At 46.4% G+C, this 21,469-nt stretch carries 16 protein-coding genes; 14 read left to right on the plus strand and 2 right to left on the minus strand.

What is annotated here, in order from left to right; translation table 11 throughout:
- Positions 1–318 precede the first annotated feature (318 nt).
- From AC1DSE_RS01670 to gucD, 11 genes are all read left to right on the plus strand, one after another.
- Complete coding sequence (locus tag AC1DSE_RS01670) at positions 319–2,139, plus strand: cache domain-containing sensor histidine kinase (RefSeq protein ID WP_477509928.1); 1,821 nt, start codon at positions 319–321, stop codon at positions 2,137–2,139.
- On the plus strand, positions 2,136–3,710 hold the full coding sequence (locus tag AC1DSE_RS01675; RefSeq protein WP_477509927.1) for a response regulator transcription factor: 1,575 nt from the start codon (positions 2,136–2,138) through the stop codon (positions 3,708–3,710). Before AC1DSE_RS01670 ends, AC1DSE_RS01675 begins: the two co-directional genes overlap by 4 nt.
- 152 nt (positions 3,711–3,862) lie before the next feature.
- Complete coding sequence (locus AC1DSE_RS01680) at positions 3,863–5,188, plus strand: ABC transporter substrate-binding protein (RefSeq protein WP_477509926.1); 1,326 nt, start codon at positions 3,863–3,865, stop codon at positions 5,186–5,188.
- Positions 5,189–5,255: 67 nt separating this feature from the next.
- A complete protein-coding gene (locus tag AC1DSE_RS01685) occupies positions 5,256–6,122 on the plus strand; it encodes a carbohydrate ABC transporter permease (protein ID WP_083681827.1) in 867 nt (288 codons plus the stop codon).
- Between the two features lie 9 nt (positions 6,123–6,131).
- On the plus strand, positions 6,132–6,962 hold the full coding sequence (locus AC1DSE_RS01690) for a carbohydrate ABC transporter permease (protein ID WP_339205068.1): 831 nt from the start codon (positions 6,132–6,134) through the stop codon (positions 6,960–6,962).
- 36 nt (positions 6,963–6,998) lie between these two features.
- On the plus strand, positions 6,999–7,778 hold the full coding sequence (locus AC1DSE_RS01695; protein WP_477509925.1) for an SDR family NAD(P)-dependent oxidoreductase: 780 nt from the start codon (positions 6,999–7,001) through the stop codon (positions 7,776–7,778).
- Positions 7,779–7,827: 49 nt separating this feature from the next.
- Positions 7,828–9,174, plus strand: coding sequence for a family 4 glycosyl hydrolase (locus tag AC1DSE_RS01700; RefSeq protein WP_477509924.1), 1,347 nt, complete (start codon positions 7,828–7,830; stop codon positions 9,172–9,174).
- A gap of 14 nt (positions 9,175–9,188) precedes the next feature.
- Entirely contained in the window at positions 9,189–10,166 is a 978-nt protein-coding gene (locus tag AC1DSE_RS01705; RefSeq protein WP_441885087.1) for an aldose 1-epimerase, read from the plus strand.
- A 2-nt stretch (positions 10,167–10,168) separates the two neighbouring features.
- Entirely contained in the window at positions 10,169–11,890 is a 1,722-nt protein-coding gene (locus AC1DSE_RS01710) for a dihydroxy-acid dehydratase (protein WP_477509923.1), read from the plus strand.
- Positions 11,891–11,939: 49 nt separating this feature from the next.
- Complete coding sequence (locus tag AC1DSE_RS01715) at positions 11,940–12,872, plus strand: hypothetical protein (RefSeq protein WP_477509922.1); 933 nt, start codon at positions 11,940–11,942, stop codon at positions 12,870–12,872.
- Positions 12,873–12,905: 33 nt separating this feature from the next.
- Entirely contained in the window at positions 12,906–14,363 is a 1,458-nt protein-coding gene (gene gucD / locus AC1DSE_RS01720) for an alpha-ketoglutaric semialdehyde dehydrogenase GucD (RefSeq protein WP_477509921.1), read from the plus strand.
- Positions 14,364–14,511: 148 nt separating this feature from the next.
- Here gucD and AC1DSE_RS01725 read toward each other — a convergent pair whose 3' ends face one another.
- Both AC1DSE_RS01725 and AC1DSE_RS01730 read right to left on the minus strand, forming a co-directional pair.
- Positions 14,512–16,140 carry a response regulator gene (locus AC1DSE_RS01725; protein WP_477509920.1) on the minus strand — a complete coding sequence of 543 codons (1,629 nt, stop codon included), beginning with the start codon at positions 16,138–16,140 and terminating at the stop codon, positions 14,512–14,514.
- Complete coding sequence (locus tag AC1DSE_RS01730; protein ID WP_477509919.1) at positions 16,130–17,953, minus strand: sensor histidine kinase; 1,824 nt, start codon at positions 17,951–17,953, stop codon at positions 16,130–16,132. The genes AC1DSE_RS01725 and AC1DSE_RS01730 overlap by 11 nt, the downstream gene beginning before the upstream one ends.
- 191 nt (positions 17,954–18,144) lie before the next feature.
- Between AC1DSE_RS01730 and AC1DSE_RS01735 the strand changes: the two genes are divergently transcribed.
- The 3 genes from AC1DSE_RS01735 (at position 18,145) to AC1DSE_RS01745 (ending at position 21,410) form a co-directional block, all read left to right on the plus strand.
- Positions 18,145–19,503, plus strand: coding sequence for an ABC transporter substrate-binding protein (locus AC1DSE_RS01735; RefSeq protein WP_339205059.1), 1,359 nt, complete (start codon positions 18,145–18,147; stop codon positions 19,501–19,503).
- Positions 19,504–19,585: 82 nt separating this feature from the next.
- Positions 19,586–20,470 (plus strand): carbohydrate ABC transporter permease, encoded by an 885-nt coding sequence (locus AC1DSE_RS01740; RefSeq protein ID WP_477509918.1) that lies wholly within the window; start codon positions 19,586–19,588, stop codon positions 20,468–20,470.
- A 55-nt stretch (positions 20,471–20,525) separates the two neighbouring features.
- Positions 20,526–21,410, plus strand: coding sequence for a carbohydrate ABC transporter permease (locus AC1DSE_RS01745; RefSeq protein WP_441885103.1), 885 nt, complete (start codon positions 20,526–20,528; stop codon positions 21,408–21,410).
- The last annotated feature ends 59 nt before the right edge of the window (positions 21,411–21,469 follow it).

Below are 21,469 nucleotides of genomic sequence, written 5' to 3' on the forward strand. Positions count from 1 at the left end.
CAAAAAACTGCTAAGACCGCTGCCGAATGAGGCTGTGCGATCTTGCAGTTTTTTGTTTTTGTATATTGCTTAATTGATAGCTTATTTTTGCGGAGCCACATGAAATGGTAATCGCCTTCCGCGTATTGGAATTCCAACGAGGCGCGTGGTTTGCTTACGCAAAATATAATAAATCATGGTATTGATTATTATTCCGGATATAATAGCACTACAAGATAAGAAATAATTGAATAAGAATGCAGAAACAAATAAATAAACAAATAAATAAACAATATTCATTGCATGAATCAATGTGAAGCCGCAGAGGAGGGTTTATAGATGATACGGATAAAACGCCGGCTAAACTTAATTACGCTTATTTTGCTGCTCATGTGTATTATTATTGTTCCGGTTCTTATCCAAGGTTATATGTTGGGCAAAGGAGCGGTTAAGCAAGTGGAAACGTTATACGACAAATCGGTTTCGAGCAATATGGAGTCGCTCTCCATCAGCTTGGACTTTTATGTGAACCATATCGAGGATTATATTCGCACCTTGTCGCAGGATCAGGAATTACAGAGGCTGTTAAGTCGAAATAATAACGCTCCCATAAATGAACAGGCGGTCAGAGACCGGCTGAAGTCGTTCACTGCTGCGTATCGGTTAAGAGTGCCCTTATACGTACAAATTATTAACGATCAAGGGGAAGTATTCAGCAATAACGTTTTGCATGATACCGAGGTTGAGCGGTTGAAGCAAGTCGTGCAGCAGTTTAATTGGCCTTCGGAGAGGATACCTTATGATAATAACGTCATGTATCGCAATGTGGGCCCCAACTTTCACGATCTCTCGGAGGGGCAGAACGCTTTTTATTTCACTAAAAATATTGTACAAGGCAATTCGGTGCTAGGCCTCTTAAACGTAGAGGTCAACGAGAGCTTATTTCAGCGGCTGCTGCGCAAAATTCAACTGAACAGCTCAACCCTTGCATTCATAAGTCAGGAAGACGGCGAATTGCTCATTTCTAGCGAAGATGATGACGACCGCCTGAAGGAGCTATCCAGACAGGCGATATCGAAGGCGAAGGTGGACGGTGGGGGATATGAAAGCTTTCTGATTCAGTGGAACGGCCAAAGCTACTTTTGCTCCATCCAAAACATTCCCTTCTTAAGATGGTATTTAATTGCGCTAACGCCGGAAGAGCTTTTGGCAAGTCCCACTAAGCAATTGTGGAGCCATACGCTCACGGTAACCGTGTCGTCCATTCTTTTGATTTCACTTATCCTGTATATATTCACAAGAAAAGCGATGATACCTGTGCTGAATTTATCGAGGATGGTTCGGAAAATACGCTTTAATGATGCTGGGCAGGGGCAGGATGTCATTGGAAATTTCCAATACAAAGGCTTGGAGGAAATCGAAATTTTATTCTCGGGCATTCAGCAAATGCTAAGCCGGATTAATGAACAGATTGAGCGAATTAAAACGGATGAACGGGAAAAGTCGAGCCTGGAGCTCAATCTCTTGCTGTCCCAGATCAAGCCTCATTTCCTGCATAATTCGATTAATTCGATCCGTTGGATGGCGGAAATGAAGGGCGAGAAGATGATTGCCCAGACCCTTGTTAATTTAAGCAGCATGCTGAACTATACACTAAGCAAATCAAGAACCATATGGAGCACGGTCGGCGAGGAAATGGATTATGTCAAAAGCTATATTGCGTTTCAGGAAAAACGGATGTTCATCAAAATTGAAACGATATGGGATGTGCCGCATGAGGTGCAGGGTGCAAGAATATTGAAGCTGACGCTGCAGCCGATTGTCGAGAATGCAATCATGCATGGATTTACTAATCTTGATGGAATTACGCCACAGCTGACAATTACTTGCGCGATGGAAGCGGAGCAGGTACGGGTGGAGGTTATAGATAACGGAGTCGGAATTGAAGAAGGCTCCATTGCCGGTATGCTGATAACGGATTCCAATGAGTACGAGGATGAGGAACGAACCTCGGGGATCGGGCTTAAAAATGTGCATCGTCGCTTGCAGCTGGAGTATGGCGAGAGGTATGGCATCGAAATTCGAAGTGTAGTGGGTAAAGGGACGAACGTAACGCTTACCTTTCCCTATATCGATCATAATGGAGGAGATTCGGAATGAAAGTGATGATTATTGAAGACGATATGCTAGTTAGAATGGGGATCAAATCATTAATTCCTTGGTCTGAGATGGGGCTGGAGGTCGTCTGCGAAGCCAGAGACGGAGTTGAAGCTGTTGAGTTGTACGAGAGATTTCTGCCGGACATCGCACTTGTGGATATTTTGCTTCCCAGAATGAATGGGCTTGATTTTATTGAGAAGGTAAAGCCTTTAAATCCTGACGGGGAATTTGTTATTTTGACCTGCAACCAAGATTTCGAAACGGTTCGCAAATCGCTGCGCCTGGGCGTTCATGACTTTATTGTAAAATCCACAATGGAAATTGAGGAGCTTCAGCTCATTTTGAAGCAACTGACAGCCAAGATGAAAGCCAAGCTGCTGGAGCATCATTTTCAGGAGGAAGGGACGCCGGAAGCGGGTTCAAGATTCGTTCGTAAAGCCAGCTTATTAAGAGATTGGCTGCACGGCTTGTATAACAGTGAAGAGACAGAAGCGTTTGCCGAGAAGCTGGGAGAGTATAAATATTTTCTGCAAAAGGGAGAATATGAGGCATGGGTTGTGGCGTTAGATCCTTCTCAGGATGAATCCAAATTAACTTCTCAAGAAATCGTTAAAATAGGCCATTCGATTGACCATATGGCTGTTGAACTTTATCGCAGCAGGCTAATTGGGTTCGTGGAAAACATAAATGATAACCGATGGCATGTATTGGTAAGCAGCACGAATAGCTCGGATATCGACCCGAAGCTGTTGATCGACTCGGTTTCGCAGTATATGGGCCATACTCTATCCATTGCTGTGAGTAAAAGGTTTACAGACTGGCGGGAGTGGACCGTGTATGATCGTTTTGCTAGCGACCTGCTAAGCCTCAAATATTTTTGTGAAAATGACCACCTGTTTCAGGGCGAGCTGCCTGAAGCAACGCTTTCCGATGCCGTGTTTATTTGGAAAAAGGCGATAATGAACAAACTGTCCAGCTTTCAATACGAGCAGGCAGGAGATCTGCTGGCAAACCTCAAGCAGGTCGTCGGCCCGCCATATCCCAAACCAAACCTGCTGCACAATGTACTGGAGGATATTTTATTTCAGCTGAAGCAAATCTGCGAAATGTCGGGACGGCATCCATCGGAGACTTATTTCCAAAGATCTGAGCTGCTGGACTGCGTTTCATTAACGCAAGCGGTGCATTTGTTATACAACGCTATCCATGTGCTGCAGGAACCGGCATTCAAAGAGAAGAACGGCCATGAAAGAAAGAAGTTTGTTGAAGCCACCGAGATGTTTATTCAAGAGCACAGGTTTGATGAAATTAGTTTAAATGCCATCGCGATGCATCTTAAAGTAAGCCCTGTATATCTCAGCAGAATATATAAGGAAGAGAAAGGGATTTCTTTCAGCACCGCTGTTTTGACAGCCAAGGTGGAGCAGGCCGAAACGATGATCCGCAGCGGAATGACCTTAACTGAGGTTTCGGACAAGCTGGGCTACTTAAACTTAAGCTCGTTTACCCGCATGTTTAAGAAAATTAAGGGGATTGCACCCTCACACTATGCAGATGCTGAAAAGAATTAAAAGATGTTAACTGCGGCTTGAAAAATGATAAATGGTATCCTCTTCGGATATAAAGTGATAAATCAAATGGTTGGCTTAGGAGATTCATCTGCTTATGGAAAGCTTCTATACTAGGAAGCAAGACATCAACTAACGAAAGAAGGAAGGTTTCCATGAGAATGAGAAGATGGTCTGTTTTAAGTATAGCTTTAATGATGCTGGTTACAATGTCGCTTTCTGCATGTTCCAAGAATGAAAATGAAAGCGCTTCTACAGGTGGAGAAGGACAGGAGAAAGTCAACATTGTTTTCTGGAATTCAGGGTTTGCGACCATTGATGAAAATAACAAAGCGAAGAAAAAAGAAGACTTCTACATTTCTCAGGCTGTTGCCCGATATGAGAAGGCCCATCCCAATGTGAAGATTGATGTGCAGGACGTACCTTCCGGAGATGAGCTGTTTGCTAAATTCCAAACGGCCAGCATTGCCAAGAACGGTCCTGATTTAACGGTACTCTGGTCAGGTTCCTATATGCTTCGGTTTAAGCAATTTTTAGAGCCGATGGATAGTTACTTTTCAGGTGAAGAAAGATCCAGAATCGTGGGATGGAGCGCCACAACGGAAGACTTTACGGCCGATGGAAAAGCCTATGGCGTTCCATTTGGGACAGACGGAACTTTTCTTCTAGCGTATAACAAGAAAATTTTTGCGGATGCCGGAATCGATCCCATTGCCCAGCGCCCGAAAAATTTTCAACAATTTGTAGCTATGCTGGAGAAAGTGAAGACGAAGGATATTACACCGCTTGGTTTATTTAAAGACAGCTTCCTTCATGTACCGGACTATTGGATTGCTCAAACGGTGGATATTCCAGGCCTCGACAGCTTGGTCAAAGGCACAACCAATTTCTCCGATCCTAAGCTGGTGAATGTCATGAAGGGCTGGCGCGAGCTGTTCGAGAAAAACTTGGTCATTGCCGATGATTCAGTTCGACAACTGTTTATTCAAGAGCAGCTCGGCATGACGGTTGGAGCAAATGCGGACATCTTGAACTTCAGCAAGGAGATGGGCGACAAGGTCGGCTTTATGAAAATTCCAGACTTCAGCGAGGATGTCAAAATCCACGATGGCGGTCCTGGCGGGGTGGGCGCTGCGTTTGTGGTGACGAACTACTCGGAGCACAAGAAAGAAACGGCTGATTTCGTCAAATTCCTGATGAGCAAGGAAGAGCAAATCAATAAAATTAAGTCGGGCGAAGCACGTATTACAGTCGTCAACGATGTGGATGTGAACGAGTACGTATCCGATCCGCTAGTGAAAACGATGCAGGATATGGCCAATGAACCTAGCACTATTTTCTGGCCGGACAATGTTTACCCAGCGGAGCTGACAAGCGAGATGATGTCGCTGCAATCCCTGGTTTCCAGCGGGAAAATGACAGCAGAGGAATTTATGAAAAAAATCGACCAGAAACGCGATTCGCTTCTAAAAAATAAATAGGCGGTTAAGGAGCGGCCTTCATAGGAAAGGAGGTCGCTTCTACCAAAAGGCAAGGAGGAATAGAAGGATGGGTCTCAAGCAAGAACGATGGGTAGGTTTGTTCTCCTTGCTGCCGGCTTTTCTGTTACTAGCTGTATTCGTAGGTTATCCCATGTTTAACACGTTTTTTCATAGCTTTACGGAATGGGATGGAGTCACTTCTACGTTTGTTGGCTGGGATAATTTTAAGACGATCCTTAGTAATGGCGATTTGCCGCTTATGCTGCGTAACAATCTGATCTTTTTACTATCGGTACCTGGCATCTTGTTCATATCGCTTACGGTGTCGGTTCTGCTGCATGAGGAGGTTCCGGGGTGGCGCTTGTTTCGTTCGGTGTATTACTTGCCGGCGATCCTCTCCTCGGTCGTTATCGGTTTTTTGGCAAAATCAATGTTTACGAACAAAGGGATCGTGAATACGCTTCTGGAAAATGCCGGACTTGGCGCGTTTACGACGGATTGGCTGAATACGGTGCCGACCGAATTTATGATCTTGATTCTATGTTTTTACTGGCAGACGCTAGGCCAAGGAACGCTCATTTTTTTATCGGGGCTATCTTCGATCTCCAATGAATTGTTTGATGCGGCCAAAATAGACGGAGCCAATTGGCGTCAGCGATTAATGTACATCGTCATACCGTCGTTATATCCAGCGATATTTTACTTTACGATCGTCAATGTTATTTACGTTTTTGTCGGGCTGTTTGGCCTTGTTTATTCGATCACAGGCGGTGGGCCCGGTTACGAGACAACACCAATCGATTATATGATTTATATTCAAGCTTTCCGAAGCGGAAATATGGGCTATGCGAGCGCGCTGTCGGTTTTCTTGTTCTTCATTGTTATGTTCATTACCTGGATTCAGTTGAAAATATCCAAGCGCTTGGAGCAATAGGAGGACATTATGAAAACAGCCTCTAGAAGAATGGTTAGATTTCTGATTTTTATCGTGCTCGCTGTCATTGCCTTCATGGCGATGTATCCGTTGTTCTACATGGCTATCAGCAGTATGAAGCCGACGATAGAATATATCAAACATCCGATGGGTCTTCCAAAAACCTGGTATTTTGATAACTTCATCGCACTCATTTATCGCTTCTCTCTCGTTCGGTTGTTTGGCAATACGCTCGTCTACGTGGGACTTAGCTTAGTTGCTTCCCTAGCCTTGTCTATTCCGGCAGCCTATGCTTTTGCCAAATTAAAATTCAAATACCGCAACGGGTTTTATATTATTATGATCGCAACGATGACCATACCGGGTATTACTTTTATCATTCCAAACTATTTGTTGATGTCAAAGATCGGCTGGACCGACCATATCATATCCGTGGTGACCATCTGGTCTGTCTCGGCTATTCCGAGCACGGTCTTCTTACTCACTTCACTGATGAGAGCAATGCCCGATGAAGTGCTCGAAGCGATAAAAATAGACGGTGCCAAATATCATCAGGCGATGTTCAAAGTGATTTTGCCCATGAGCTTGCCGGGCGTGGTCACGGTATCGATCTTTAATGCGACGAACTGGTGGAACGATTTGTTAACCCCGCTGATCTATTTGCAATCGGATGGCTTAAAGACCGTAACCGTTGCGGTGGCGACTGTGCTCAATCGGTTCAGCTCAGACTACCCACTGTTATTGTCAGGGCTGTTGCTTGCTTCGCTGCCGCCCATTGCGATTTATATTATTTTTCAAAGCTATATTCGTAAAGGGCTGGTTATTGGAGCTGTTAAATAAACGATATCGAATGAGGATAGGAAAGGATGTCATCACATGAGTACGAAGCAAGGACGCCTCTTTTCAAAAGTAGCGATTATTACAGGAGCGGCATCAGGAATCGGTAAAGGAACGGCACTGCTCTTTGCTGAAGAAGGCGCGAGTCTTATCCTGGTCGACATCAACGAGGAGAAATTAAACGAGGTAGCTGCCGAAATTCGCCAAATGGGCGGAAGCTGCGAGATCGTATGCGGCAGCGTGGGCCTGATGAAGACGGCTGAAGATGCTGTGGCAAGCGCGGTCAACGCTTACGGCGGGCTTGATATCGTTTTTAACAATGCGGGCATTATGCCTGTTGGCGATATTTTGGATTATGAGGAAGAAACATGGGACGAAGTGCTGCAAGTTAACCTGAAGTCGATGTTCTTAATGTGTAAAAAAGCAATCCCTGAGATGCTCAAGCGAAATGGCGGCTCTATTATTAATACATCTTCAGTCATGGCCTCTTTAACGGAGCCTGGCTATACCGCTTACTCTGCTTCCAAGGCAGGCATTATTGGATTAACCAAAGAGATCGCCGTCTCCTATGCCGAGAAGGGCATCCGCTGCAATTCCATTTCGCCAGGCTGGGTGGAGACGGATATGAACGTCCGTCTCGCCGAAAGCATGGGCGGAATGGATAAATTGTACCCGATCATTAAACAGCAGCAGCCGCTCGGAAGAATGGCAACGACGCGCGAGGTTGCGTATGCCGTGTTATTCCTAGCTTCCGACGAATCTGTCGTCGTTAGCGGCTCTAATTTAAGTATTGACGGAGCAGCATCGGCTGCGATTTGATAACAAGCCCTCATTCAAAATCATTCACTCTCATATGGAGGTTATACCTATGGCTAAAATTAGTATTATCGGAGCAGGATCTGCCATGTTCTCTCTCAGCCTAATCAAGGACATCTGCTTGACCCCTTCTCTTGAAGGCAGTGTCGTCAGCTTTATGGATATCGATGAGCAGAGATTGGAAAGCGCATATTCCCTTTGCGAACGCTACGCTAAAGAAGCTAATATCCATCTGGTGCTGGAAAAAACGACGGACCGGAGAGAATCGCTAAGTGGAGCCGACTTCGTGGTGCTTGCTGCGCTGGTCGGAGGCCATCAGCGCTTGAAGGACGGATGGGATATAGCCCAGAAGCACGGTTATCGGTTTGGCGGAAGCCTGCATGTGATGCATGACGAAGGCTTTTGGATTAATTTCGATCAGCTGCGCCTGATGGAATCGGTTATGCTGGACATTTTGGAGATTTGTCCGGACGCTTGGTATATGCTCGTGTCCAACCCGGTCATGGCGGGCGTAACCTACTTGCAGCGCAAGTATCCGCAGGCCAAGCTGGCAGGCTTCTGCCATGGTTCTAACGGGGTAAAAGCTGTTGCTGAGGTCATTGGACTCGACCCGAATCATATTACGTATGAGATTCCAGGCGTGAATCACTTTATTTGGCTGACCGAGTTCCGATACAAAGGGGAAAATGCATTCCCTATTTTGGATCGTTGGATCGAAGAAAAATCGGCTGCTTACATCGAGAGCTGCGCTACCTGCGACTGGTTAGGTCCCAAAGCACTTGATCTCTATAAGAAATTTGGCGTTTTTCCGATTGGCGATACGGGAAATCCGGGCGGCGGCTCTTGGCCGGCTTGGCACCATGCGGATCAAGAAACGGAGCATCTCTATAAGGAAGACCCACAGGCTTGGTGGCGGGATCTTTACTTTGCGGGAGGTGCAGCTGGCGTAGAGAGAATCCGGAAGGTTTCTGAAAATACGACAGAAGCAGTTATGGATCATTTCCCGCCGGTGCATTCGTCAGAACCGATGATTCCTTTTATTGAAGCGATAGCATGTGATGTGCCTAGAGTGATGATCCTTAATATATTGAATGACAGCAACTACGTGCCGGGCATCCCGCTCGATTTTCAGGTGGAAATCCCTTGTTACGTCAGTGGAATCGGCGTTCAAGGCATTAAGACCAAAGGCTTGCCTAAGCCTCTGATTAACTTTGCGCTTCGCGATCGTGTCGCACCCGTAGAGATTGAGCTGCAGGCCTATGATAGCGGGAATTTTGAAGATCTTGTCCAGTTAATTATGATGGATCCGTGGACCCGTTCCGAGAAACAGGCTCGTGCGCTGCTGGATGATATTCTTGAACTGCCCAGCCTTGCTGCGATGAGACAGCACTTTAATTAAGGAGGCAGGCAGAATTGGCTATCGAACAGTTTGAGCTTTATGGGGAAACGGCAATAAGGGTACAAAATGAGGAGCTGGCGTTCACGCTGGTACCGGCTTGGGGAAGCAACCTATTATCTTTGCGATTAAAAAATAAAGATCTTGAATTGCTGCGATTTCCAGAAAGTCAGGAGATGTACAAGGCAGATCCTATCTTGTATGGCCTGCCGATCCTCTTTCCTCCCAATCGCATTGCCGATGGCAAGTTTGCATTTAATGGCAGGGACTATCAGTTTGATATTAATGATGCTGCTGAACACAATCACACCCATGGCTTATTATTTGATGCGCCATGGAAGATTTTACGGGCAGAGGCAGAAGGAGAGAGGATCGTACTGGAGACGATCATTCATTCCGATGAGCATGAAGCGATTTTAGCTCGGTTTCCACATTCATTTAGTGTTCAAATGAGTTACATCTTGGAGCGGGCAACGCTCACGATTAAAGCGACAATCAGCAGCCGGGATGCCGCGCCATTTCCTTGGGGACTCGGCTACCATACGACGTTTAATTATCCGTTTGATCCCTCAGGGGATCTGGCGCAGTGCCGATTTTCTCTGAATGCGGATAAGCAGTGGGTGCTGGACGAACGTTTCTTGCCAACCGGCGAACTAGTGGATATTCCTTATTTGGAGGAGCTGCGCGAGGGGAAAAGCTTAGTCGAGCACGCGCTGGACGATGCGTTTCAGACAGCGGGAACGGGAGCCAATGAAGCGGTGCTAACCGATCTGAATTCCGGCATTCGCGTTGTGTACAGCGCGGACGAGCAATTTAAGCATTGGGTGGTCTACAACCATGATGCATGGCAGGGTTATTTGTGCCCAGAGCCTTATACTTGGATAACGAATGCACCAAACTTGCAGCTTCCGCAGGAGCTGACGGGCTTCCGTGTTCTTCAGCCTGGCGAGCAAGTGACAACAACAACACGAATTCGGATTGAAGAGGTGATTTGAGCATGTCTTTGCGCAGTGACCGATGGTTTAAACACCCGTCAAAGGAAACGCGATTCCAGCATCTGTCGGCCATGAGGGCTAATGGGCATGTTCCCGAATCATTTGTAGGCAAGCCGATTATTGGCATCTTCAACTCATGGAGTGATTTAAATAGCTGTAATGCGCCCCATAAAGAATTAGTCGAATTTGTCAAACGTGGAGTGCTGCTTGCAGGAGGATACCCGCTTGAGATGCATACAATCACGACGCCTGCTGATTTTATGAAGCCTTCGGATCTGCCTTATCGCAATTTGATGGCGATGGACGTTGAAGAATCTATTCGGGCATTGCCAATTGACGGTGCAGTGCTGCTTTGCGAATGCGATAAGACAACACCCGCCCAGCTTATGGGTGCAGCCAGCAGCAATATTCCTTCGCTGCAGCTTGCTGCCGGACACCGGGCATCGGGTTCCTTTCGCGGGAAGAAAGTGAATTATGGGACGGATCTTTGGAAGCTGATGGATGATTACAATGCGGGCCTTATGACAGACGAGGAATGGAGCGAGCTGGAAAAATGCATTTCATGCACGCAGGGAGGATGTCCCGTCATGGGCACATCCTCTACCATGAAATGCCTATCGGAGATTCTCGGCATGATGCTGCCGGGCACTTCCACGATTCCGGCCACGCATGCCAGCCGTAAATGGGCAGCCGAAGAAACGGGCAAACGAATTGTTGCGATGGTTAGGGAAGAATTGACTCCGGCTCGTCTAATGACGGAAGCTGCATTCGATAATGCCATCAAGCTGCTGGCAGCGCTTGGCGGCTCTACCAATGCGGTTATCCACTTAACTGCGATTGCAGGGCGGCTCGGGATCCATATTCCCTTAAAGAGATATGAAGAAAGATCAAGTGAAATTCCGCTTTTGGTCAATCTTCAACCAAGTGGAGAGCACAGTATGGATGACTTTTTTGAAGCAGGCGGACTTGGCGCTGTGATCAGCAGGCTGCTGCCCCAGCTCGATGCGACCTGTCTGAGTGCACTGGGAACTACGATTGAAGAATGTTATCGCGATTATCTCGCTTACCGGGATGATGTTATTTATTCTCTGGCCGAACCTTATAAAGTGGAAGCGGGCATTGCTGTACTAACAGGTAATTTGGCGCCTTCGGGAGCTATTCTGAAACGAGCAGCTAGTTCCTTAATTAATCATCAACATAGAGGCCAAGCCATAGTATTCGATAGCTATGAAGAGATGTATGAAACCATTGATAGCGAGGAGTTGGAGGTCGATGAGACCTCCGTGTTAGTTCTGCGAAACTGCGGACCGGTGGGAGCAGGGATGCCCGAATGGGGAGCGCTGCCGATTCCGAAGAAGCTGTTAAAGCAGGGAATTCGGGATATGGTAAGGATCAGCGACGCCCGAATGAGTGGAACAAGCTTTGGTACGAATATTTTGCATGTTTCGCCGGAAGCCCAGCTTGGAGGGCCTATCGCTGCCATTCGAAGCGGGGACTGGATTGTGGTTGATCTGGATCACGGTACGATTAGCGTAGAGCTGACGGATGTGGAAATACGTGAGCGTCTGCGTGATTGGTCGCCTGTTCGTACGCATAAGCGAGGGTTTATGAAGCTGCATGCGGATCATGTATTGCAAGCCGACCAAGGCTGCGACCTTGATTTTTTGCGTCCAAATTCCAAAGAGGAAGTTAGTTTTATAGAACCAATCGTCGGAAGAGGCTAGTGGGAGTTAGTCATTCACATACATGGAATGCTTCGAGGGGGAAACAACGATGAACAAAGCTCAAGCCTTTGCGGCTAGTCTGGGCCTGCCGGACAAAGAGCAGTATCAGCTCGCGACAAGTGCTAAAAGATTTGAAGATGGAGCCCATTACCGTGTGGAAATCCCTTCGGTAGAGGGTCCTGCAATAATGGAGAGCGTTATTGCAGAAGCCAAACAATATGGACTAACGGTCAACCGCGTCTCTCAGGGCAGCGGAATTATGCTGTTAAGTGATTCAGAAATTGGTGATATGGTCCAAATAGGCATGGCGGAAGGGATGGAGGTATGCCTCTTCGTTGGGCCTCGCATGAGCTTTGATATCGGAGCCATGTCTCTTAGCAGCAGTGGAAAGCTGCTTGGCGGGCGGCATGCAGGAATGGATCAGCTGCTCTATGGATTGGAAGAAATATTTCGTGCGGCTGAATTAGGCATTCGAAGCGTTCTTGTGGCGGATGAAGGCTTATTATGGCTGATCAATCAAGCGAAAATCAAGGGTCAGCTGCCAGCTGATTTGGTCGTTAAAATTTCAGCGCTGATGAGTCCGACCAATCCGGTAAATGCTCGGATTTTTACGGAGCTTGGCGGCACTACCTTGAATTTGCCGGGTGATATTACTCTGCCGCAGCTGTCATCGATTCGAACCGTGGTTGATGCTCCGATTGATCTCTATATTGAGTCGCCGGATGATTTAGGAGGTTTTATCCGCAACTATGAAATCCCGGAAATTGTAAGAATCGCTTCGCCGGTTTATCTGAAATTCGGTCTTCGAAATGCAGCTAGCGTGTATCCAGCGGGTATTCACAACAAGGAGCTGGCCATCGCCCAGTGCAGGGAGAAAGTGCGCAGAGCTCATTTGGGCATTCAAGTTCTCGACAGGTATCATTCGTCTGCCATTCAATCCGACAGTTTTGCCGAGGGGTTGGGAATTCCTTCAGTGAGCTAAAGCGATAACCCTAGGGATGGAGTGAATAGAGAAATGACTATAGAGCAGACTTATTTGAATTTTATTGATGGAAAATGGAGCGTATCCGCAACCGGAAGGTTGACGGAAAGCATTAATCCTGCGAATTCGTCTGAGATCGTCGGATATGTGCAAGATTCCAACGAAGCGGATCTTGAGCTTGCGGTGAGCGCCGCTAATCGTGCCAAAGAAGCATGGCGCAGGCTTTCGGGCGCGGCCCGGGGCGATTATCTGTTCAAGGCTGCTAACCATCTAGAGGCAAGACTGGAAGAGATAGCTGAAACCATGATGCGCGAGATGGGCAAGACCCTTGCGGAATGTAAAGGTGAAACGGCTCGTGGAGTTGCTATTCTTCGTTATTATGCGGGGGAAGGCATGCGGAAGACAGGTGACGTTATACCTTCAACTGACCCTGAGGCGATCATGTTCACAACTAGAGTGCCTCTAGGCGTTGTGGGTGTTATAACGCCGTGGAATTTTCCGGTTGCGATCCCGATGTGGAAAATGGCACCGGCGCTTATTTATGGCAATACGATTGTCATAAAGCCAGCCATTGAAACGTCGATTACGGCGGCAAAGCTGCTTGCATGCTTTGAGGAAGCAGGCTTTCCGTCTGGCGTTGTCAATATGGTCACAGGTGACGGTGCTCTAATTGGTGGCGGTATTGCCAATCATTCCAATATTCAAGGTATTACCTTTACGGGTTCCAATAAAGTAGGGAAGCAGATTGGCCAAGCGGCTCTTTCGCGTGGAGCCAAGTATCAATTGGAGATGGGCGGGAAAAATCCGCTTATCGTCGCTGAAGATGCTAACCTCGATCTTGCGGTAGAAGCAGCGATTAGCGGTGGTTTGAAATCCACGGGACAAAAATGTACGGCTACGAGCAGGATCCTCGTGCAAGCCTCGATTTATGAAGCTTTCCGGGCGAAGCTGCTGGATCAAGTCAAACAATTGAAGCTGGGAAATGGGAAGGATTCCACCACATGGATGGGGCCTTGTGCCAATGAAAAGCAGCGTAATACCGTTCTTTCCTACATTAATAAGGGAATCGCGGAAGGGGCTAGCCTCCTCTATGGCGGAAGCATACCGGAGGATGAGGAATTGTCGAATGGCTATTACGTGCAACCGACCGTCTTCGAAAAGGTAACCGTGGATATGACGATAGCCAAGGAGGAAATTTTTGGTCCGGTACTGGCGCTCATACCTTTTGTGGACTTGAAGGAAGCGTTAGCGCTGGCCAATGACGTGAAATATGGACTGAGTGCCTCTATTTATACACAAAATATTAGCCATATTCTGACCTTTATCTCTGATATGGATGCAGGCTTGGTACGCATAAATGCGGAAACGGCAGGTGTGGAGCTGCAGGCACCATTTGGCGGAATGAAGCAATCCAGCTCGCATTCGAGAGAGCAGGGACAAGCGGCAATCGAATTTTTCACCTCAATTAAAACCGTTTTTTTGAAAGCTTAATGTAAATAGGAAAACAAGAAAGTCCCAGTGAAGCAAGAGCTCACTGGGACTTTTTAACTCAACTTTCGCAGCTTGAAATCAGTAGTAGCGGAGAAGGTTGCTATAAGCTGACGTCGTAGTTTTTTTGTTATGCGGCACACGGCTTGAGTCAACCCGCATTGTAGTTTTTTTGATATTGCCGAGGCGTAAGCCCGGTCCACTTCTTAAAAGTTGAGCTAAAGTGACGTTCCTCCTGATAGCCGACCAGCTTGGAAACCGCATAAATTTTATAGCTTTGACGCAACAGCTCCTTCGATTGCTCTACGCGGTATTGATGCAAATAATCAAGAAAGTTAACGCCAAGCTCTTGCTTGAACAATGAGCTTAAATAGGAATTGCTGACGAAGGTTTCCTTGGCAGCAAGCTCTAGTGTGAGATTTGTATTGTACTTTTGCTTAATCAGCTCAATGGTAGCATGCACGGTACGATGCAGTGACTTCTGGTTCGATACAGCCTCGACGATGCTTTGCACGATTTTTTGCAGGACGACGGAGCAATCATCAAGCGTCTCCATGTTAGGGATTTGCTCGATCCAGTTCACGAAGCTGTCCTGCCATTCGATAGAGGCAACTTTGCGCTCTTGGGCGAATTTTTGCAGCTCTAGAATAAGACTTGTGGAGCGCAGATGAACCTCAGCTTTGGAATAGCTCGAATTGTTCCGAATATGAGACATGCTCGCTTCAATGGCATCAACTGCCTGCTCATAATGCTCATTCTGCAAAGCGAGAAGCAGGTCTTTCTCGAGTCGATACAAATAGGCATCGTCTAGAATGGAGCTTTTGGCAGCGGTTTGCTTACCAGCCTCGGCATGAAAAAATATACCGCCTCTTCCTTGATAGAATCTGGCTTCCATCGCTTCAATCGCTTGCTGGTAACCAATATGCGCATAATCAACCGAAGCAGCAGCAGAGCTGATTGATATGCTGATCGAGAGCTTCAGATAAGCTTCAAGATTAAGCTGGAGCTCCTTCATAGCACCTTCAATCGCCTCGTTGGTCGTGTTTTCTGGATAATTTCCGATCCATAACATCTCGTCGCCATGCCGAAATACCTCAAGCTTGCCATCGTACAACGGCCGAAGGGTTTCACCTGCAATATTCAGCAGCGCATAACGTATAAGCTCTAAATCACGTTTGGATGCGGTGACGTTCTGCGCCTTGTTGGAGTCAATGCGGATCAGACCGACTTGAATGGGGCCGCACGAGAGCGTCATGTCCACTTCACTCATTACGCTGAATCGATCCTCCAGAGGCATGAGCGGATGCTGAACCCATTGCGATAAAATCTGATTTTTGAGCAGATGAAGGTTGCGATTCCAGCTGCGGTTAAGGGCATTTAAAGCTTTATCTTCATTTTCGGATTGTTCAATTTTTTGCTTTAAGTCCATAATTACACGAATAATATCATGCGGCATACAAGGCTTTAAGAGGTAGTCGGAAACGCCAAGCTTGATCGCTTCCTTGGCATATTCAAACTCATTGTAGCCGGTCAGCAGCACAGAATGAAATTCATGGCCGGCTGCTTTGGCTTCACGAATAAGGTCAAGACCGTTTAGAAAAGGCATACGGATATCGGTCAGCAGCAAATCAGGGGGATTGTTATGAATCATTTCCAAAGCCTGTTTGCCATTCTCCGCTTCTCCGGCAATCTCAATGCCATACAGCTTCCAGTCGACAAGTGTAAGAATGCCTTCTCGGAACGATTGCTCATCCTCTGCAACGATCATTTTAAGCACCATTTCCATTGCCTCCTTGTTTAATTCGCAGTTGCACCCTCGTGCCTAAGCCTTCCTTGCTTACGATCTCGAATTCTGCCTGTTCATAAAATAAAGCGAGCCTTTCCTTGATGTTAGCCAGTGCCATCCCAGAGTGAGCGTCATCCGTTTGCAAGTTGCGCATTGGCTCCTCTACGGTTGGTTGATTAAGAAGGTATACCTGTTTCTCCGGCATGCCTGGTCCGTTATCGGTGACTTCTAGAATAATAAGAGAGTCCTCTGTATAAGCCTTGATGTGAATATGTCCATTTCCGCCTGAGGGCTCGATGGCATGGATAATCGCATTCTCGACGAGCGGCTGCAGGAGCAGCTTAGGCATACGAAAGTGCTCAATTGAGGGCTCCAAATCAATCTCAAAATTAAACCTCGTCGTAAATCGTTTCTTTTGCAAAAATAAATAGTTTCGTACCAGCTCGATCTCGTGCTTCAGCTCTACAAAATCGTTGCCGCTATTCAGGCTTAGTCGGAACACTTGGGAGAGTGAGAGGACCATCTCGGATATTTCTTTATCCCCCTTCTGCACGGCGCTCCAGTTTATCATATTTAAAGTGTTGTATAGAAAATGTGGATTAATTTGCGATTGCAGCGCCTTCAGCTCGGCTTCCTTCTGCTTCAGTCGCGAAGCATATACGTCATCAATTAAGGTTTTAATTCGTCCAACCATCGTATTGTACAAATGGCCGAGTCTGCCGATCTCATCGTTACCGTTGAAGTGTACCCTCTGCGTAAAATCCCCCGTTTGGAGCGCCCTCATGGAGAACATCAGCTTTTTCATCGGATTCGTAATAATGCGGGCAATGACCCAAGAGACAATAATCGTGATGAGCGTAACGATCGCCATGATCGAGAAGGTGACGGAACCAATATGCTTCAATTCGAGCACCAGCTTGCTGCGATCTTGGATAACGACAGTTCGCCAGCCGGTAATATCCGATAAGGAATCTGAAACGATATAATGATCGTTTTCCTTAAGCAGCGCTAATCCTTCTGCGGGTTCGATGGCAGCTGTATCCATCTGATCGAATACGGGCAGCATTGTTATCGGTTTGCCAATCATGCGCAAATCAGTTGAGGCGAGTATGGTGCCTTGATCGTTCATTACAAACTGTGTAGCTTCCTCATCGTCATGATATAAGGATTTGCTTAGCTTATCTGCGTCCATCCCTATAATTAAAAGGCCGCTTCGAACATAGTTGTAAAAGTTTTTGTACGGCTTCACTAAAACGATCTTATGATGGGTGTCACCAAGCAGAATGCCATCCGAAGGGTAAAACATATCCCAAATTTGTCCTGATTCTGTATTTGCGAGCCTCTCATAGTAACGCGTTTTCATAAAACGCTCAAGGCTGATAGCGCTTGCAATACCGGTCTGTGTAATCGCAAACGGCTGAGCGGGCACATCATCCTTCGTAGAGGGATAAAGCACTAGCGATTGGATCGTTTCGCCGGTAACCATAAGCGGCAGCAAATTTTTGAACACTTGATCACGGCGCTGCTGCGTGTCGCCATTCATAACCATGCTTTGAACGGTCGGATTTAGAAACAAGTAATTAGAGAAGCTTAACGTGTTTTTGGCAAAATAGTCGAGTTGATCCTTTGTCTTGATCGCCATGTTCATTTGAGATTGATGAAGCTTATCTACCACTTCTCCCGAGGCAATGTAATATGAATACAGCCCGGTAATCCCAACGGTTGCAATCAGAAGGGGAATGACTAAGGTAAGCAGTTTCCGTTGCAGCGTAATATGTCGAAAGGGAGTAAAAAAGGATCGCATCATGTTCACCTGTAGCATTCAGATTTGTGACTTCAGTATACCAAGAAATAAATCCAGTTAGGCTGATTTTGGGAATGATCCAAAAAATGAGGCATCTATTCTTAAATTTGGATCATATTTTGTCGCAGATATAACACGTTATAATGGGGACAGAACAGGGAACGCCTGCTCAAATAAAAAAAGGTGGGGTAGCGATGAGAAAAATATGGATTTCGCTAGTAGCAATAATGATGGTTTTTACAGTAGCGGCATGCTCCGGCAATAATGGAAAAAACGGAAGCAGCGAAGCGACGAATAGTCCAACTAATGCAGCAAAAGAAACGGAAGCGCCGAAAGAGAAGGAGCCGGAGCAGGTAACGCTTAAGTTTTTCACAGCGCTGGCTGACCGCTCTAACGGAGCAGGTAAAATCGAGCAAGCAATCATTGATAGTTATATGGCAGAAAATCCAAATGTGAAAATAGAAGTAGAAGCGCTTCAAGATGAGCCTTATAAAGCGAAAATTAAAGTATATGCATCAACAGATGCAGTACCTGACATTATCCAGGCGTGGGGCCAAACTTCTTTTATTAAACCTTTGATCGATAACAACATGCTGCTTGAGTTAAATGAAGCGGATTTTGAGAGCAGCAACTTTGTACCAGGTGCAAAAGATGGATTCTCCCAAGACGGCAAGCTATACGGATTGCCGCGCGGTACAGATTTCTTGGTTATCTACTATAACAAGAAAATTTTTGACGACAATAACTTAACGGTTCCAACAACAACGGCAGAATTGCTTGAAGTATCCAAGCAGCTGAGAGCAAAAGGCATTAACCCGCTTGCAACGAACGCAATGGAAGGCTGGTCACTGCCAATCTGGTTTGAGTATGCAGCACAGCGCCACACAGGCAATTTTGACAAAATGGATGCGGTATTGAAGGGTGAAGCTAAATTCTCCGGCGACGCTGACTTCCTTGCAGCAGCACAAGACATCGCTGCACTGGCAGAGAACAAAGCACTTGCAGATGGCTTCATGACAGCAGATTACGGTACTTCCCGCAACTTGTTCGGGCAAGGCCAAGCGGCAATGTTCGTGATGGGTAACTGGGAAGCAGGTCTTGCAACAGACGAGAACTTCCCTGAAGATTTCCGCAATAACGTAGGAGCGATCTCTTACCCGGCTTCTGATAAAGGTAAAGCAACAGATGTAGCTGCATGGTATGGCGGCGGTTACTCCGTATCGAAAACATCGAAGCACCCTGAAGCAGCAGTCGCTTTCTTGCAATATTTCTTCAAGCCTGAGAACTGGGCGAAGCAAGTATGGCAAACAGGATCAGGCACTCCGGCTCAGAAGTTTGATCAATTCCTGACAGGCAACGAAACAGCGCTTCAAAAACAATTGGTTGGCATTTTCAGCGCAATGACTTCTTCCAGCGGTACACCGGTACATGATAACGGTACGGATGAATTCAAGACAAAAGTAATGGAAGCTCACCAAAAGCTGTTTGGAAAACAAATTACACCTGAGCAGTTCTTAACAGAAATGGACGCAGCTGTCGGTGTTCTGAAGTAAACAAATGAGCTAGTTAGCTGATGGGGCAGCCGAATTCATTCGGTCTGCCCCGCCTTCTACCAAAGAGAGAGCGGGGAGAACCATGCACAAACTGATGAGCAATCGCATCACCATTTTTTGGCTAGTCGCACCGGGTTTTATGCTGTTTCTCTTCATGGTTTGCTTTCCTATCACTATGAGTGCATATTACGGTACGACGAATTGGACAGGAATCGGTGCTTACGAGTTCGTTGGACTCGAGAATTACCAAAAGATTTTGTTTCATGACAGCGTTTTTTGGCGTTCATTGCTTAATGCCCTACTGCTGCTTGCAGCTACGCTTCTGATTCAACACCCGATTGCGCTTTTGTTCTCCATATTTGTGATGCATGCAGGAAAGCTAGAGAAATGGTTTCGGGCTATCTTTTTTATACCAGCAGTGATTTCAATCGTTGTTACTTCGAAAATGTGGGTAAGCGTATTTCATCCGAACTTTGGGATGTTAAATAAATTGCTTGAAGGCGTTGGTCTAAGCACCTGGAAACAGGATTGGCTGGGCGATTCAAATATTGCCATTTGGTGCATTATCGTTGTGGTCATGTGGCAAGGCTTTGGTTATGCGCTTCTGCTTTATTACGCCGGTCTTCAAGGCATACCAAAGGATCTTTATGAGGCGGCAGAGCTTGATGGAGCTGGAAGAGTGAAGCTGTATACGCGCGTTATCATTCCACTTCTCTCGCCAATGGTTCGAGTTGCAGTCGTCATCGCGGTTACGGCTTGCTTGAAGCAGATGGAAACCGTATTCCTCATGACGAATGGAGGACCTGCCAATACGACACAGTTTATTGGTAATTACCTTTATAAAACGGCGTTTTCCTCGTCGCTGTACGGCTATGGAAACGCAATATCCGTTGTGTTCGTTATCATTTGTCTCATTATTACGGTAGCGATGAACAAAGCGTTCAAAAAAGATGTTGGTGAGTTTTAATACACACCCTTGTATATGCACATTTGGTATATGAATTATTTTAGGAGGCATGCCCGTGGAAGCTCTTGCAGCTAAGACCAATCGCCAAGCGAAAAACGGCAAGAAGAAGGACGCCGCATCGCCCGCATTAAAGGTCATTCTTCATCTCGTTTTATGGGTCGTAGCGCTTCTGCAAATTTTTCCGCTCATTTGGCTCATCAATTATTCCTTTCTGAAGAGCGGAGATTTTTTTGGCAGCGGTATATTAAAATGGCCCAAAACATTTGAATGGAATAACTATGTGAATGCATTCAATTACGGGAGCGTTCCAAAGTTTCTATTAAACAGTGTTTTTATTACGACTGTAACGATCTTGGTTGCTGCTTTTCTGGCGCTTATGCTCGGGTACGCGTTCACGCGGATGGAATGGAAGCTGCGCGGTCCTGCGATGGCGTTCATTATGCTCGGTATGATCGTACCGATTCATGCGACCTTGCTGCCGAACTTTATTTTGTTCGACAAGCTGAATCTCATTGATAATCCTTTGTCCTTGATCCTTCCTTACATTGCTTTTTCGCTGCCAATAAGTTTGCTCATTATTTCGGGTTTTCTTGAAACCATTCCGAAGAGCATAGAGGAGTCGGCGGTTATGGATGGCTGTTCGGTCTATGGCGTTATTTTCCGAATTATTATGCCGATGACGAAACCTGCCATTGCGACGGTTTGTATTATGAACTTCATCAGCTGGTGGAATGAATTCATTATGGCCAATACGTTTCTAACATCCGAGACTTTCAAGACGCTGCCATTTTCCATTATGAAGTTTACCGGTCAGTACTCATCCAATTATGGCGCACAGTTCGCGGTAATGACCATCATCGCTTTGCCGACAGTTATTATCTATTTATTGTTTACAGAGCAAATGTCACGCGGAATTACGGCTGGTGCAGTTAAGGGTTAAATGAGGAGAGTATAAGGAGGCTGAGGAAGCGTGCAAACACCTGTTACGGCAAATGCAGC

Source organism: Paenibacillus sp. 01L418 (assembly GCF_056400045.1).